Raw genomic sequence first — 14,803 nt, 5'->3', positions numbered from 1 at the left:
CGGGAGAACCGCCCCATGGCCCCCCGCGTCCTCTCCATCCTCGTCCTCTTCCTCGGCCTCGTCGCCGCGACCGCACGCGCCGAGCTGATCGTCTCGGTGACCGACGCCACGCTCACTCCGGGCGGCTCGGCCGTCGTCGACGTCCTCGTCGCCGGCGACGGCGTCGCCGCGCTGGACCTCTTCTCGATCGTCGTCCGGCTCGAGGGCGTCCCCGGCGGCCGCCGGCTGGTGTTCGTCGCCCCGGGGCCCGGCTCGCAGACCGACGGCCAGCTCTCCGACCCCTCCTACCTCTTCGCCGGCGACTCAGTCTTCGCCGGGGGCATCGCCGGCACGCTGGCCGATGAGCCAAACCCGTCGGACACCTACATCGGCGGCGACGGCACCCTCAGCGGCTCGGGCGTGCTCGTGCCGATGACGCCGACGCTCCTGACCCGACTGCAACTGACCGGCTCGATGGCCGATACGCCGATCATCGGCGATCGCTTCCGCGTGGTCGTCGACTTGCTCGACGCGCGTTCGTCGTTCCTGGATGCCGCCCTCGATCCGATCCCCATCCGGTTCGCGGGCCCGGGCATCGTCAGCGTCGTCCCCGAGCCGTCGGGCCTTGCGCTCCTCTCGGCGGGCCTTGCGGCCGTAGGCCTGGCTGCGAGGCGCGAGGCCCGCGTCCGGCGCCCGGCACCCGATCGATCGCGATTGAGATCGTGATCGATGCGACAATGAGGCGGACGGCGGTGCGACCCGGCCACCCGGGTCGCACCGCACCGATCGGGGCCCCGGGGACGCGACGCCCCGATCCCGCACGAGAGCCGGACCGGCTACGGTCCGGACCCCCGCACCGCCGAGGAGGTCAGACACCCCATGAGCGAGACCGACCCCATCCCCGCCAGCCCGATCGCCCCCGCCGGGGTCCAGAACCCCGAGCCGCTGGCCAGCGTCCACACTGCCAACTTCCCCGCCCTGCTCGACGAGCTGGGCGTCTCCCTGGCCCTCACCACCTACCAGGCCGGCCGCCTCGTCTTCGTCCGATCCGAGGGGGACCGCCTCAACACCCACTTCCGCTCCTTCGACCGCCCCATGGGCATGGCCACCCTCGGCGACCGCCTGGCCGTCGGCTGCGGGGTGCAGGTCTGGGAGTTCCGCGACGTGCCGGCGGTGGCCGCCAAGGTCGATCCCCCCGGCCGCCACGACGCCTGCTACCTGCCCCGCCGCTCGCACGTCACCGGCGACATCGACGTCCACGAGATGGAGTACGCCCCCGACGGCGCCCTCTGGCTGATCAACACCCGCTTCAGCTGCCTCTGCACCCTCCGGGCCGACTGCAGCTTCGCCCCGCGCTGGCGGCCGCCCTTCGTCTCGGCGCTGGCCCCGGAGGACCGCTGCCACCTCAACGGCCTGTCCCTGGTCGACGGGGCGCCCCGCTACGCCACGGCCCTGGGCACCTCCGACGCGGCCGCCGGCTGGCGATCGGACAAGGCACGGGGCGGGGTGCTGATGGACATCCCCTCGGGCGAGATCGTGGTCGCGGGGCTGTCGATGCCCCACTCGCCCCGCCTGCACGCCGGGCGCCTGTGGCTGCTGGAGAGCGGCGACGGCTCGATCGGCGTCGTCGACCCCGACGCCGGCCGCTACGAGGCCCTCTGCCGGCTGCCCGGCTTCACCCGCGGGATCGACATCGCCGGGCCGATCGCCTTCGTGGGCCTGTCCCAGGTGCGCGAGAGCGCCGTCTTCAGCGGCATCCCGCTGGCAGACCGGCTGGAGGAGCGGACCTGCGGCGTCTATGCCGTGCACCTGGAGACGGGGCAGGTCGTCGCCTTCAAATTCACGAGCGGGGTGCAGGAGATCTTCGCCATCCGCGTGCTGGCCGGCCGGCGGCAGCCGGAGCTGCTCAACGAGACGGTCGACCTGCTGAAGCACGCCTACGTCCTGCCCGAGGCCGACATGGCCGACGTGGCCGCGACAACCGTCGGCTGAGCCGGTCGTTCGGCGACCGAGGCCCCTGTAGCGGCTCGGTCTCGCGGCTGCACGGTGCGTCTTCCTGCGCAGGAAGCACGCATCTGGACTGCCGAACAGTACTCCTTCCGGTTCGCGGTATATCTCCTCGGCTCTGGGTTTACGCCATGTTGCGTGCTTCGGTCCGAAACGCCGAGGGCGGTTGATCGAAGGTACCCTCGGGCGACCACACCGAAGCGGGCTACACCGGTTTGTCCGCACGGCGAGCCGTGCCGAAAGCCATATTGATCTGAGCGGTGCGTGGTCTGTCATTGAAGACGCAGCGGCGCCATTCATAGGCGATGTCTAGAATCGTGCGCTCGAATCGCTGACGGGCTCATACCGATCGCCTCGGCCGGTTGACTTCGACCCTCGGCCATGCGATGACCGGCCAATGAGAGCCAATTTGGGCTCCCTTCGGGCCGACGGGCTCGCCCGCCTCATCCTCGAGGAGATTGTCCCCGACGGATCAGTTCGACGAGGTTTTCGCTGCCTGGTCTCGGCCCGAGTCGGTCGTCTTCTGCACCGTCTTGGCCGAAGATGACATCGAGCTGATCCGGCATGAGTTGCGGTGCAGTCGCCGGGATGGGGCCATCGCCTGGCTCTGGGATCGGGCCTCCGAGGTGTTACCGACCGCCGTGTGGACGGCGGTGAACAACGCCATGGCAATGACCAGCCAGGAGACGCAGTCGGCCGGCAGGCGGCGCCCCGACTGGCGTCCGGTCCTTGAGAGGATGGCGGTGAGGCGGGCCTCGGGGATCCGTTGCTCCAAACCGCGGATGTAGGCGATCGGGTCGGCGGCCGGGTCGTCCCATCCGCGCGGCGTGAGACACATCGGGGCCTTCTCGGGTTCTGGGGGCGGGTAAGCAACCTCAGAATGCCAAAGGGCCATGGTGTTACAGCGATCTCCGGGGCATTGGGCCTAGTGGTCGTCCGCTATTGAGTTGCCGGGTATAGTCGGTGCAGTTTGATCCGGGCATCCGCCGTGGTGAACTGCCACCGAATGCCCACCATCCGCTCGTTGCGGTCCTCCTCCCACGCCGCGACCTCCCGCTTCAGTTCCTCGCTCGACCCGATCCGCCGGTCCAGGCACTGCCTCGCCAGCACCGACAGCTCGATCTCCGCCATGTTCAGCCAACTCCCGTGCTTCGGCGTGTGGTGGATCTCCAACTTCCCGGCGATCCGACGGGCCCGCTCCGGCGGGAACGCCTCGTACAGCGAGGCGATCTTGTGCGTGTTCAGGTTGTCCATCACCAGCACGACCTTCTCCGCCTCCTCGTGCACCTCCTCCACCAGCCAACGCACCACCTCGGCGAAGTCCAACGCCGTCCGACGCTCGGTGACGTGGACCGCACGCCACCCCAGCAGCGGCATCGTCACCATGAACAGGTTGGCCGTCCCGTTGCGGACGTATTCGTGATCGAACCGCTCGAGCCGCCCTGGCGCTGCCGGGATCGGCACGACCGTCTCGCCGATCAGTTGCTTGCTCGCCTCGTCGAGGCAGACCAGCGGTCGCGTCTCGTCGTAGGGCCGGTGGTAGACCTCCAGCACGTCCTCCATCGCCGCCACGAACTCGGCGTTCGCCTCCGGCGGGATGCACCACTGCTGCTTCAGATGCGGCCTCAGTTCGCTTTTTTCAAAGAGCGGCGCACCGTCTCGTCGGAGATCGAGGGGACGATCTCCAACTCGACGAGCTTGTCGGCCAGCAATCGCATCGTCCAGGCCTTGCGGCCGTCGGGGGGCTCCGAGCAGGCCAGGGCGATCAACTTCGCCTCGGCCCGGCCGTCGAGGGCCCGCTGGCGGCTGGGACGGGCCTGCGTCTTGCGGACCAGGGCGGCCTCCAGGCCCTGCTCGACGAACCGCTGGCGGACCCGCTCGATGGTGGCGACAGAGACCTCGACGGCCTCGGCGATGCGGTCGTCGGGCCAGGCGGGCCCGCCCTCGGCGGCATCAGCCTTGAGGAGGATGCGGGCATGGGCCAGTTTCAGAGCGGAGGCCTTGCCGGCGGAGATGAGATCGAGGAGGGCCTGGCGTTCGTCGGCGGTGAGCGTCACGATGTACTTCTTCATGTCGATGCTCCTGAAGCGGTTAGGGCTCCAGGAGAACCGATTGCAGCCCATCCCTCAAGTCGTCAGTGGCCGACCACTAGGCCAGGATCTCACGCACAACATTCCCGTGAACGTCCGTCAATCGGAAGTCGCGGCCGGCATGTCGATACGTCAATCGCTCGTGATCCAGGCCCAGGGCATGGAGCAGCGTCGCGTGGAGGTCGTGCATGTGGACGGGATTCTCGACCGGCGCATAGCCGAAGTCGTCGGTCTTCCCATAGGCCAGCCCTCCACGCACCCCACCGCCGGCCATCCACATCGTGAACGCCCCCGGATGGTGATTGCGGCCGTCTCCGTTCTCGGCCATCGGCGTCCGGCCGAACTCGGCGCCCCAGAGGACCAGGGTGTCCTCCAGGAGTCCGCGTTGGGCGAGGTCTCCGAGCAGGCCGGCGATCGGGCGGTCGACCTTCGCCGACTCGGCCACGTGTCCCTCGTGGACCTTCTGATGGTGATCCCAGGTGTAGTTCGTCGAGACCTGGATATAGCGCACGCCAAGCTCCGAGAACTTACGCGCCAACAAACATTGACGGCCGAAATTATCCGTCGGTTCAGAGCCGATCCCGTAGAGGTCGAGGGTGGACTTCGACTCGTCGTCGAGGCTCATGATCCGGGGCATCGTCGACTGCATCCGGAACGCCAGTTCGTAGCTGGCGATGAGCCCTTCGATCTGGGGGTCGACGGTCGCTTCGCGCAGGTGATGGGCGTTCAACGATTGGATCAGGTCGAGTTGTTCCCGCTGCTCGCCCGGATTCAATTGGGAGTTGGCGAGATTCGAGACCTTGGACTCGGAGATGGGGATCTCGGCCGACCCGATCGCCGTCCCCTGATGCACGGCCGGCAGGAACGCGTTGCCATAGTTCTGGACGCCGCCGTGACCCCTCGGCGGCGAGATTGTGATGAAGGCCGGCAGGTCCTCGTTCTCGCAGCCCAGCCCGTAGCTGACCCAGGATCCGACGCTCGGCCTCACGAGATTCGCCTGGCCGGTGTGGAGCCGCAACAACGCCTCGCCGTGGGCGCTCCCCTCGGTGTGCATCGAGTTGATGACGCACAGCCGGTCGGCGTGCCGGGCCAGGTGCGGGAACAATTCGCTGATCCAGAGTCCGCTCTCGCCGTGTCGGGCGAAGCGGAAGGGCGAATCGAGCAGTTCACCGAGATCGTCGCGATCGCTGCCGACTGACTTCCCGGAGAGCGGCTTGCCGGACTCGGTTTTCAGGCGAGGTTTCGGGTCGAACAGATCGACGTGACTCGGTCCGCCCCACATGAACAGGAAGATGATCCGCCTTGCGCGGGCCGGGAAATGGAGAGGCTTCGGTGCCAGGGTGGAATGGCGCCTCGGATCCGATTCCGCCCGGGTATGTTGCCCGAGCAACGCCGCCAGCGCGACTTGCCCGATCCCGCAGCCGCTCGCGCCGAGCATCTGGCGACGCGACACCACCCGAGTGAATTGATTGCACCGCATTCAATTACTCCAGCATCTGGAATCGACTTGAGGCGAATAGAGCGTGGCATGCCATCGACCACGCCTGGAGCCGCGGAACCGGCCCACCAGAGGCGATCGGACGGGTCTCCATCTCGTGGACGAATGTCAGCAGCGCGTCCCGATCCTCCTCGGTCGCTCGCGTGTTGAGGACGCGTTCGAACAGACTTATGGCGAGAGCTTCCGGGTCGCTCGAGGCCTCCTCCGCGAGTAGACGTCGGGCGGTCGCCTCGGCGGCGTCCATGACCGAGTCGTCATTCAGGAGGAACAGGCCCTGGGTCGCGACCATCGTCCGGGGTCGCATCCCGGTCGTCGCGTGCGGATCGGCGAAGTTGAAGACGTCGAACACTTCCGGCAGGTCGTTCCGGATGACCGGCAGGTACACGCTCCGGCAGGGGAAGTCCGTGCGCCGACGGTTCTTGTTGTCCCCCACCGAGGTGGCCTGATCTCCGAGATACCAGACCGTGGAGTCCATCGGCGTGAGATCGAGCCCTCCGGCCACCGACAGCATGGCATCCCGCAACGATTCCGGGCCGAGTCGCCGGCGGTGCGCACGCCAGAGCAGCCGGTTCTCCGGGTCGATCGCGTGCCCGGACTCGTCGTGATCGCTGCTCATCGCAAATGTCCGGCTCAGGATGATCTGCCGGACCAGACTCTTGATCGACCATCCCGAGTCGATGAGCTGGCCGGCCAGGTGGTCGAGCAGCTCCGGGTGGCTGGGTGCTTCACCGGTGCGGCCGAAGTTGTCGGCGGTCCGGACGATGCCGGTCCCGATGAGGTGATGCCAGACGCGGTTGGCGAGGACCCGGGCGGTGAGCCGGCCCGCGCCGCGTTCCCGATCGGTGAGCCAGAAGCCTAGCTCAAGGCGTCCGCTCTGCTCCCCCGGGATCGCCGCGGCCGCCTCGCTGATCACGCGTGGGAAGCCTCGGGGGACCGATTCACCCGGCCGGTCGCTCTGTCCAGCGAGGCGGATGTGTTCGTCGGCCGGCTCCCGGCGATCGCTCGGGATCATCGCTCGGGGCGGGATCACCGGGGGCGAATCGATTGCCGAGTCCAACTCGGCGAGCAACGCCTCCTGGGCTTCGATGCGCGCCTCGATCGGCCGACCCGGATCGATCGCGCCCTCGGCGACGGCGTCTGCGTGCTCGCCCGAGAACGCCTCCAGGACGGCCGCATCGTCATCCCGCAGCAGCTTCAGCGCGGACCTGGCATCCTCACGTCTTTCCAACATCCCCGGTCGATCGCGCCAGTATCGCTCATAGGCCGCGTTCGAATCAACTCCGTCGGGGCCGAGGCCCACGAGCCGCTCCATCACTCGCTGCTCCCCGAGCATGTAGCGACGTTCCATGACCTCTGTCGACGTGAGGATGCCCGCGAGTGCGTAATAGTCCGCCGTGGGGATCGGGTCGAACTTGTGATCGTGACAGCGGGCGCAGCCGATGGTCTGGCCGAGGAACGTGCGGCCGATCGTGTCGAGTTGCTCGTCGGCGACATCCATCCGCTGCGCCTCCGGGTCGACTCCCAGGAGGACTTTCGGGCCGATGACGAGGAACCCCGCTGCGATCCGCTGGCGGTCTCGTTGCTCGATCGAATTGTACGGGAGCAGGTCTCCGGCAATCTGTTCCAGCGCGAATCGGTCGAACGGTATGTCCGCGTTCACCGCGTCGATCACCCAATTGCGGTAGCGCCACGCCTCGCGATACAGGAAATTCTCGTCCAGGCCGTTGGAATCGGCGTAGCGGGCCAGGTCCAGCCAGTGCCGCCCCCAGCGCTCGCCGAATTGGGGCGAATTCAAGAGCGTGTCGACCAGCCGCTCCAGGGCGTCGGGCCGATCATCCACGAGGAACGCCGAGACCTGACGAGGCGTCGGCGGTAAGCCGATCAACTGAAAGTAAACGCGACGCACGAGCGTGCGGCGATCCGCATCGGGTGCCGGCCTTAATTTCGCCGATTCAAGTCGCGCCAGCACGAAGGAGTCGATGGCAGATCGAGGCCAGTCGGCCATGCCGACGGCGGGCGGCTGCGGCTCGGTCAGCGGGCGGAACGCCCAATGGTCCCGGCCGGCGATCGGATCCGAAGGATCGTCTCGAGGCGTGATGCCGGAAACCGTGTCCTGCCGGGGGGCGGGCGCTCCCATTCGCACCCACTGTTCCAATCGCTCGATCTCGTCGGGCGGCAGGGGCTCATTCGGCGGCATCTGCAGGCCCGGTGCGGTGTATCGGACGGCCTCGATCAACAGGCTCGCCTCCACGTCCCCCGGGATGACGGCCGGGCCGCTCGAGCCGCCCGACGACCACCCCTCGCTGCGATCCAGGAGCAGCCCACCCTTGGACTTCTTCGCACCCTCTGAATGACATGCGTAACATCGCCCCGCCAGGAGGGGTCGGATGTGCGTCTCGAAGTAGGTCATGCCCTCGTCCGCGGCATGAGCCGCGCCGCGCGACGTGGAGACGCCCGCGAAGGAGAAGACTGCGCAGATCCATATCGGTGTCGGTGATCGGAGTCGCATGACGGTCCTCTCGCCTCGAGCCAGCGGCATGAACGAGGGCGAATCGGTCGACCCGGACGTGCAATTTCGCGCGATTATACATCCGGTGTGACCGCTCCGGCAATTGTTTCACACGATCCTGGCGACGGGAGGTGGCGCCAAACCTATGGGACAAGTTGAACGAGGCGACCTCTCGATCCGCTCGGCAGTCACGACTGTCGGACAGCCGAAGCGAGTCGTCCGCCCCAAGGCCTACCGGGGCAACTTCCGGGCGAAGTCTCAGGAGGACGTCATCACAGTTCGGCGATCGGCCGACCCTCCGAGAGGATCGGGAACGGTCGATCCAGGTGGTCCCGGAAGACGTGTCCCGTGTCGATCTCGAGGTGGCGGTAAACGGTCGCCAGGAGATCCTGCGGCGAGACGGGACGCTCCCGGGGATAGGCGGCCTCGGAGTCGGTCTCCCCCACAACTTGGCCCATCCTCAGGCCTCCGCCGGCAACGAGGGCGCTGTACGCCTGGGGCCAGTGGTCTCGGCCCTGGCTGCCGTCCGGTGGTCCCGATCGGATCCGGGGCGTCCGGCCGAATTCCCCGGTCACGACCACGAGGACGCGGCGATCGAGCCCCCGAGCGGCGATGTCCGCGACGAGGGTCGAGAGCGCCTGGTCGAGGTATGCGAGCCGGCGCCGCAAGTAGTCGGCGAAGTGGCCGGGACGCCCGGCGTTGCCTGGGTGGTCGTCCCAGTTGGTGAACACGGGGCCGTCCTGGGGGGTATCGATGAATAACGAGACGATTGAGGTCTCCGCTTCGACGAGCCGACGGGCCAGGAGGCAGCCCTGGCCCCAGCGGTGGCGGCCATTGCGGTCTCGGAGCCCGGCGTCTTCGCGGTCGAGGTCGAATGCCTCGGCCACGCGGGAGCTGGTCAACAGGGTGAACGCCTGGGCCTGATAGCGATCCATCGCGTCCCAGGACGCCGGGCGGTCGACGCCGCGTCGAAGAACATCGAGTTGTCGCAGCAACCCACGACGATCTTCCAACGATCGGGCCCCGCCGTCGATGGCGACCTTGAGCGGATCGAACCCATCGCGGGACGGATCGGAGACGGTGAAGGGGGCGTGCCCCGGCCCGAGGTAGGTCGGCCGGGTCGCGTAGAGGGCGCTCGGGATCGCCACGTAGCGGGGCATCCCCTCCGGATGCAGGCCCCGGAGGTGGCTCGTGATGTGTCCGAGGTCGGGATGGTCCCCCCTGGATTGGCTGGTGGGGTCGACCTTGGTCGGGGCCTTACCCGTCATGACCTCGATCTGGCCGTCGGAATGCACGCTCATCGCATGGTTCAGGGAACGGATGAGCGTGAAGCGGTCCGAGATCCGGGCCAAGCCCGACAGATGCTCGCAGAGGTCCATGCCGGGCACGGCCGAGCGGATGGGCCTAATGACGCTCCGTATCCCGTCCGGCGCCTCGGGCTTCAGGTCGAACGTCTCGAGCTGGCTCGCGCCCCCGTGCAGGAAGAGGACGATGACCGCCGTCTCGCACCCGCCCCGACCCGAGACTTCTCGGGCCGACAGGAGGCCGGGCAGCCCCAATCCGCCGAGTGCCAGCGAGCCGACCCTCAGCACGTCTCGACGGCTCTGCTGCCCGCGACACTTCATCAACGGCATGGTGCTTCTCCCTCGACCCGTGCCCGGATTCGACCAGTCGGATTGGCTACAGCGGCAACCCTCCGCAATGGTATCTGTCTCTCAGGCGATCAGCCTACAGCGTTCGAGCCGGACGCCCAAAGGACTCCCGTCCGCGCGGGTCACTGCCCATGACGGGCGCGAACCGCCCGTTGACGCAGCCCTGCGAGCGCCGGTCACATTCGGCCATGGCTTCATGACGTCCCACGGGCCGGTTAGGATGGGTATCCGTGACCGAGTCCGGGACGCTCTCGTCGCGAGGCGACACATCGCCATCGATTTAGAATATCAAAGTTCGCACGCTGAAGAAAACGCCATGAATCCCAGTACACCGATGACGCGGCGTGATGCGATCCTGTCCATGGGGGCTTCGGCCGGTGGCGCGTTCTGGGCCGGTAACGCCGCCGGAGCGGCCGCGCGTCGGGCCAAGCAGGGAGAGCGGCGGCCTGTCGCCGCCGTGGTGACGAGGTATACGCGCGGTCTTCATGCGGACGTCCTCGTCGGTCGGATCCTGGAAGGTTGACGGCACGACGGGGGGCCGGGGCCGGCGCTCACGCTGTCGGCGATGTACCTCGACCAGTCGGCCGAGGGGGACCTCGGTCTGGAACTGGCCGCGAAGCATGGCGTGCCCATCGTCCCCACGATCGAGGACGCACTCACGCTCGGGACCGGGCAGATCGTCGTCGAAGGGGTGCTGAGCGTCGGCGAACATGGCGACTATCCGTACAACGAGAAGGGGCAGCATCTCTACCCGCGACGCCGCTTCTTCGAGCAGATCGCGGGCACCTTCGAGCGTTGCGGCCGCGTCGTGCCGGTCTTCAGCGACAAGCACCTTGGGCCGACCTGGGAGGATGCGATCTGGATGTACGAGACGGCTCGAAGGTTGGCCATCCCGTTCATGGCCGGGTCGTCGCTGCCGTTGAGCTTCCGGTCCCCGGATCTCTCGCTGCCGATGGACTGTGAGCTCGAGGCCGCACTCGGCGTCGGTTACTCCGGCCTGGACATTTACGGGATCCATACACTGGAACTCTACCAGGCGTTCGTGGAGCGGAGGAGGGGCGGCGAGGTCGGCGTCCGCTCGGTCGAATGCCTCGGCGGTGCGGCCATCGGGCAGGCCATCGCTCGCAGTCGGGTCCGGACCGACCTGCTCGAGGCGGCCCTGAGGGTCCCGCCCGAGGCGGCGAACTTCGACCCGATGTCCTTCTCCGGCGAGGACTCGGTCCTGTTCCTCTTCGAATACAACGACGGATTCCAGGGGACCGTCCTCATGCTGCCCGGAGTCGTGACCGGATGCCGGGTCGCTGTCCGGCTCGAGGGCCACGACCGGCCGCTCGCCACGCGGGCCGAGGAGCGGACCGAGCCCCACTATCCCCACTTCGCCTTCCTCCTGCAGGCCATCGAGCGGATGATCCTCGGCGGGACTCCGACCTATCCCGTCGAGCGGACGTTGCTCACGGCGGGGATCCTCGACCGCGCCCTGACCTCCCGGTTCGAGGGGGGCCGGAGGCTTGAGACGCCCGAGCTGGCAATCCGCTACGCACCGGTCGACTATCCCCACGCGCCAAATCCTGCCCTCCCACTCTAGACAGTAGTTTCCCCGAATCACTCCACCCCATCTCCGGCGGTGCGTAGCGTCTCCCCGCTACCCGCACCGTGAGGTGGCTCGGTCGGCCCCGGATTTCCCGCCTCGAACGCCCGTCGGCGTCGGATCGCTACCCGCCGACCCCGCCGACCCCGCCGCACGACCGCCTCGAACCGTCCTCCCGCCCTTCTCCCAGCCATTCCGACAGGAGCCGCCGGATTTCCGGGCCGTGCCGTCGCAGCAGTCGTTCGACATCGAGCACGCTCGGCCGGTCCTTCTTGCGGTTCCACGGCGGCCGGAACCACCAGCCCACCTCGCCGGCCGCCTCCAGCCGGAACTGGGCCAGCCGCAGCAGGCTCATCGTCACCCACTGGGCCTGGCTCGTCCGCTCGATCGGCTTCCTCGTCCAGGCCCGGCACTGCTCCCATCCCAACCGCTGCTTTAGGTCTCGAAATCCGTCCTCCTGCCGGAAGCGGGCGGCGAACAACTCGACCATCTGAAGCCCGGTCAACTCCACGGCCGAGGTGACCAGGGCGAACCGCTTCTTGTACCCCTCGACGCAGGCGACGACCGCCTTGATGGGCACCCCATGGCCGGCCACCCGCCACCGGCCGACGACCTCCTTCCAGCGGACCCGCCGCCGCCGGCCGTAGACCAGGGCGTGCCCCTCGTGCCACGGCCCGGACCACCGGCCGCCCCGGCGGGGCGGCTCCAGCTTCTTGCCCCACTTCGGCATCGGCCCCCGCTGCCCCTCGCGGCGTCCGGTCGGCGGCGGGGCGTGCAGCCGGGCGTCGTGCCGCAGCCGGGTCAGGAACTCGATGCGGGGCGAGTCGCCCTCGGGCGTGACCAGCGGCCGGATCACGCTCTTCAGGGCGTAGCCGCCGTCGAAGACGGCCAGGTGCCGCCCGCCGGTGATCCGGGCCTGCTCCCGGATCAGTTCCACGGCCAGTTCGCACTTCGTGCGGAAGCCCACCTTCGGCCCGACGAACCCCGACCGGGCCGGCAGTTGCGACTTGCGGAAGTAGAGCCGTCCCGAGACCGGCAGGAACCAGGCGGGCCGACCGGGCTCATCGAGCAAGGCCCCGAGCACGACCCAGTTATGGGCCCGGACGGTGGCGGCCCGGTTGGGGCAGCGGGCGGTGTACTCGTGGAACGTGCAGGTTCCCCAGACGTGCTTGCCCGAGCGGTGGACCTTGGTGTCATCGACCGCCGGGGCGTGATAGCCGTGCCAGGTGCGGCCGGGGGCCTGCTCGACGAGCCGGGTCAGGCTGCGGGTGACGGCCCCGGCATCCCAGGCCCCGTACTCGGCGAAGCGTTCCATCGCCCGCCAGTCGGCCGGCCGGTCGAGGGCCAGGACCGACTGCGTGACGGTATGCTCCTCGACGTTGAGGGCCAGGCCGGTGACCCACTCGACGAAGCGGCGGTGTCCGGGCCGGTTGAAGGCCCAGGCGAAGCGGGCGAGCAGTGCTTGCCAGATCGACCAGAGCAGCGTAGCGTCGGTCATCGGGGCATCTCCTGGTGCGGGACCGGATGAGGTGGTGATCAACCCATCAAGGTCCGATCGGGAGATGCCCCGCTCAAGATGCAACAGGAGGCCGGTAGGAGTGCAGGTTTTCGGGGAAACTACTGATTAATGGCTCAAACGAAGAGGCGGATTTTATCCGATGACCCTATGCAGGAGCACGAGGTCATCCAGGCGATCCGCCTATGGGCTGGTCGGGTCCTCTGCGATGACGAGGGACTCGATCAGGGTCGAGCTATGGAAATCATCATTGAGCACGAGCACGAGATTACGGAGGTTATGAGGGAAGCGGTAAGGGACTGGCGTGCCGGTTGGCACGTCGCCGACGACAACGAGAACGAGGGTTGATTTTTTGCGACACAGAGTCGCATCCCGCCAATCCGTCGTATGATCTGTTAGCCGGGCATCAGCCCGGCAAAAAAATGCGTTCATCTGGGGTGATATACCTCACAACAGATTGCCCCTCGCAGCTTAAGGAGACCTATCCGATGTCCGACACGACGACCCGCACCCTCATCGCCAATACGTGTCGCATCGACGTACACCCCTTCGACTTCAAGTCCGTGGAGCAGGAACTCTATCTGCTTGACGACGGCAGCTACCTGGTCGAGATTAGGAGGCAACAGGGTCGCAGTCACATCGATCTCGACGAGGCACAAGCGACCGAATGGCTCCGTGACCAGATTTTCTCCTACCCCAACATCGATACAGCGTACCAGGGGTCGCTGCGGTGAATCGTCGATCACCTGCCCCCTGGCACCAGGATGGAGGAGCAGGTCGCACCGCTGGACGAGTACCCGCCCACGGAAACATACCGGGAACAGCACGAGGATTGGTCACTGAGTCCCAGGCGGGACTGGTCCGCCTTGGAGATCGACGACGACGAAGACCAACATAAGTTCGTGATGCCGATAGCGCATCGATACACCCTCACCCCGGAGACCATCGTCGAGATGGGGCACGATCTCAACATCCCCGGCGATCAGAATGAAGAAGCGAGAGAGGCATTCGCAAAGGGCACGGAGACGCATGTGGAATACGGCATATGGCACACCGAGCCCGAGGCAACCCACTACATGTACTTCCCCGGTTCCGGGCGAGGGGCGGCCTGCCAGGGGGGGATGTCAAATTGGACCGACTACGGCGGGCTCGACGACTTAAACGACCTCTGGCATAACGTCGATGAGGCAGACTGGGACTGACCCGGCGAAGTTGGCAAGCGACTACCGAGGGTCCCGAAACTCATGGAACAGGTCGTGACCACCGAGCCCAATTTGCACATCTATCTCCTGACCTGGAACCCCGAGAACTGGCCCTGGCACGACCTGAGGGACCAGGTGGCCCGAACAGCCGCCGGGCAACGGGTCGAGGACCGCTGGAGTTGCGGGAACACGAAGCGTATCTGTCCAGGTGACCGGCTCTTCCTGCTGCGGCAGGGGCCGACCCGAGGGGGATCATGGCGGCGGGTTGGGCTACTTCCACGACCTACTAAGCCCCTCACTACAGCGAGGAGCGACGGGCAGGCGGCGACACGGCCCTATACGTGGACGTTCGGTTCGAGCACATCCTCGACCCCGAGGCGGACGACATCCTGCTCGTGGAATCGCTCAAGGTCGGCCCGCTCGCCTCGGTCAACTGGTCCACCCCCGCCTCGGGCATCCAGGTCCGGGAGGGGTCCGAGGAACTGGAGCGGCTCTGGGGCGAGCACCTGCGATCCTGCCGCCCCGACCGGGGAAAAGCGGTTGCCACCGGATCATCCGCCCTGGAGGGCCAGCTTCGGGTCGCCGTGTCCCGACACCCGGCGAGGGAGCGGTGGCTCAGGGACGAGCCGTTCGATCCGAGCCCGTCCGGGGACGGGGCACGGTGATGGAGAGGGGAGGGCCTCGGACCTTCGGCGGGGGTCTCGTTACCGGGCGGGCGAGGGGTTGGCTTCCGGGAGCGGTCGGGAACGGCCGAGGTGCCGT

At 67.5% G+C, this 14,803-nt stretch carries 13 protein-coding genes; 7 read left to right on the top strand and 6 right to left on the bottom strand.

All coding sequences use genetic code 11. The annotated features are described in order from the left end of the window. The first annotated feature begins 15 nt into the window (after positions 1-15). The gene (locus ElP_RS21250) at positions 16-705 is read left to right on the top strand and encodes a PEP-CTERM sorting domain-containing protein (protein WP_145272690.1); all 690 of its coding nucleotides are present in this window, start codon (positions 16-18) and stop codon (positions 703-705) included. A 153-nt stretch (positions 706-858) separates the two neighbouring features. After that, a complete protein-coding gene (locus tag ElP_RS21245) occupies positions 859-1,971 on the top strand; it encodes a TIGR03032 family protein (RefSeq protein WP_145272688.1) in 1,113 nt (370 codons plus the stop codon). 487 nt (positions 1,972-2,458) lie between these two features. On the opposite strand, the gene ElP_RS21240 is transcribed toward ElP_RS21245, so the two are convergent. The 5 genes from ElP_RS21240 to ElP_RS21220 all read right to left on the bottom strand — a co-directional run bounded on the left by ElP_RS21240 (position 2,459) and on the right by ElP_RS21220 (position 9,717). Further along, on the bottom strand, positions 2,459-2,824 hold the full coding sequence (locus ElP_RS21240) for a transposase domain-containing protein (RefSeq protein ID WP_197446255.1): 366 nt from the start codon (positions 2,822-2,824) through the stop codon (positions 2,459-2,461). 101 nt (positions 2,825-2,925) lie between these two features. Further along, a protein-coding gene (locus tag ElP_RS21235; protein WP_145268065.1) for an IS630 family transposase occupies positions 2,926-4,058 on the bottom strand; the annotation gives its coding sequence in 2 pieces (ribosomal slippage) (positions 2,926-3,620 and positions 3,620-4,058; 1,134 coding nt in all). Positions 4,059-4,134: 76 nt separating this feature from the next. Further along, a complete protein-coding gene (locus ElP_RS21230; protein WP_145272686.1) occupies positions 4,135-5,556 on the bottom strand; it encodes a DUF1501 domain-containing protein in 1,422 nt (473 codons plus the stop codon). A 4-nt stretch (positions 5,557-5,560) separates the two neighbouring features. After that, positions 5,561-7,984: a PSD1 and planctomycete cytochrome C domain-containing protein gene (locus ElP_RS21225; protein WP_197446254.1), complete on the bottom strand. Its 2,424-nt coding sequence runs from the start codon at positions 7,982-7,984 to the stop codon at positions 5,561-5,563. Between the two features lie 371 nt (positions 7,985-8,355). Then, complete coding sequence (locus ElP_RS21220; protein ID WP_197446253.1) at positions 8,356-9,717, bottom strand: DUF1501 domain-containing protein; 1,362 nt, start codon at positions 9,715-9,717, stop codon at positions 8,356-8,358. A 583-nt stretch (positions 9,718-10,300) separates the two neighbouring features. Between ElP_RS21220 and ElP_RS21215 the strand changes: the two genes are divergently transcribed. Continuing rightward, positions 10,301-11,320, top strand: coding sequence for a hypothetical protein (locus tag ElP_RS21215; RefSeq protein WP_197446252.1), 1,020 nt, complete (start codon positions 10,301-10,303; stop codon positions 11,318-11,320). Between the two features lie 127 nt (positions 11,321-11,447). On the opposite strand, the gene ElP_RS21210 is transcribed toward ElP_RS21215, so the two are convergent. After that, positions 11,448-12,821 carry an IS701 family transposase gene (locus ElP_RS21210; protein ID WP_145269655.1) on the bottom strand — a complete coding sequence of 458 codons (1,374 nt, stop codon included), beginning with the start codon at positions 12,819-12,821 and terminating at the stop codon, positions 11,448-11,450. Positions 12,822-12,989: 168 nt separating this feature from the next. On the opposite strand from ElP_RS21210, the gene ElP_RS21205 reads away from it, so the two are divergent. From ElP_RS21205 to ElP_RS21190, 4 genes are all read left to right on the top strand, one after another. Continuing rightward, entirely contained in the window at positions 12,990-13,187 is a 198-nt protein-coding gene (locus tag ElP_RS21205) for a hypothetical protein (RefSeq protein ID WP_145272684.1), read from the top strand. A 140-nt stretch (positions 13,188-13,327) separates the two neighbouring features. Then, positions 13,328-13,573 carry a hypothetical protein gene (locus tag ElP_RS21200; protein WP_145272683.1) on the top strand — a complete coding sequence of 82 codons (246 nt, stop codon included), beginning with the start codon at positions 13,328-13,330 and terminating at the stop codon, positions 13,571-13,573. Positions 13,574-13,603: 30 nt separating this feature from the next. Next, positions 13,604-14,041, top strand: coding sequence for a hypothetical protein (locus ElP_RS21195; protein ID WP_145272682.1), 438 nt, complete (start codon positions 13,604-13,606; stop codon positions 14,039-14,041). A 341-nt stretch (positions 14,042-14,382) separates the two neighbouring features. Next, complete coding sequence (locus ElP_RS21190) at positions 14,383-14,706, top strand: hypothetical protein (RefSeq protein ID WP_145272680.1); 324 nt, start codon at positions 14,383-14,385, stop codon at positions 14,704-14,706. The last annotated feature ends 97 nt before the right edge of the window (positions 14,707-14,803 follow it).

Source organism: Tautonia plasticadhaerens (assembly GCF_007752535.1).
GTDB classification, from domain to species: domain Bacteria; phylum Planctomycetota; class Planctomycetia; order Isosphaerales; family Isosphaeraceae; genus Tautonia; species Tautonia plasticadhaerens.
This window is presented reverse-complemented; position numbering and strand designations above follow the sequence as displayed.

What these genes read in the sequence shown, in the direction of transcription:
- ElP_RS21200 (WP_145272683.1), top strand. Translation starts at nt 13,328, where the DNA reads ATGTCCGACACGACGACCCGCACCCTCATCGCCAATACGTGTCGCATC.
- ElP_RS21205 (WP_145272684.1), top strand. Translation starts at nt 12,990, where the DNA reads ATGCAGGAGCACGAGGTCATCCAGGCGATCCGCCTATGGGCTGGTCGG.
- ElP_RS21250 (WP_145272690.1), top strand. Translation starts at nt 16, where the DNA reads ATGGCCCCCCGCGTCCTCTCCATCCTCGTCCTCTTCCTCGGCCTCGTC.
- ElP_RS21245 (WP_145272688.1), top strand. Translation starts at nt 859, where the DNA reads ATGAGCGAGACCGACCCCATCCCCGCCAGCCCGATCGCCCCCGCCGGG.
- ElP_RS21240 (WP_197446255.1), bottom strand. Translation starts at nt 2,824, where the DNA reads ATGTGTCTCACGCCGCGCGGATGGGACGACCCGGCCGCCGACCCGATC.
- ElP_RS21215 (WP_197446252.1), top strand. Translation starts at nt 10,301, where the DNA reads ATGTACCTCGACCAGTCGGCCGAGGGGGACCTCGGTCTGGAACTGGCC.
- ElP_RS21195 (WP_145272682.1), top strand. Translation starts at nt 13,604, where the DNA reads ATGGAGGAGCAGGTCGCACCGCTGGACGAGTACCCGCCCACGGAAACA.
- ElP_RS21220 (WP_197446253.1), bottom strand. Translation starts at nt 9,717, where the DNA reads ATGCCGTTGATGAAGTGTCGCGGGCAGCAGAGCCGTCGAGACGTGCTG.
- ElP_RS21225 (WP_197446254.1), bottom strand. Translation starts at nt 7,984, where the DNA reads ATGACCTACTTCGAGACGCACATCCGACCCCTCCTGGCGGGGCGATGT.
- ElP_RS21210 (WP_145269655.1), bottom strand. Translation starts at nt 12,821, where the DNA reads ATGACCGACGCTACGCTGCTCTGGTCGATCTGGCAAGCACTGCTCGCC.
- ElP_RS21230 (WP_145272686.1), bottom strand. Translation starts at nt 5,556, where the DNA reads ATGCGGTGCAATCAATTCACTCGGGTGGTGTCGCGTCGCCAGATGCTC.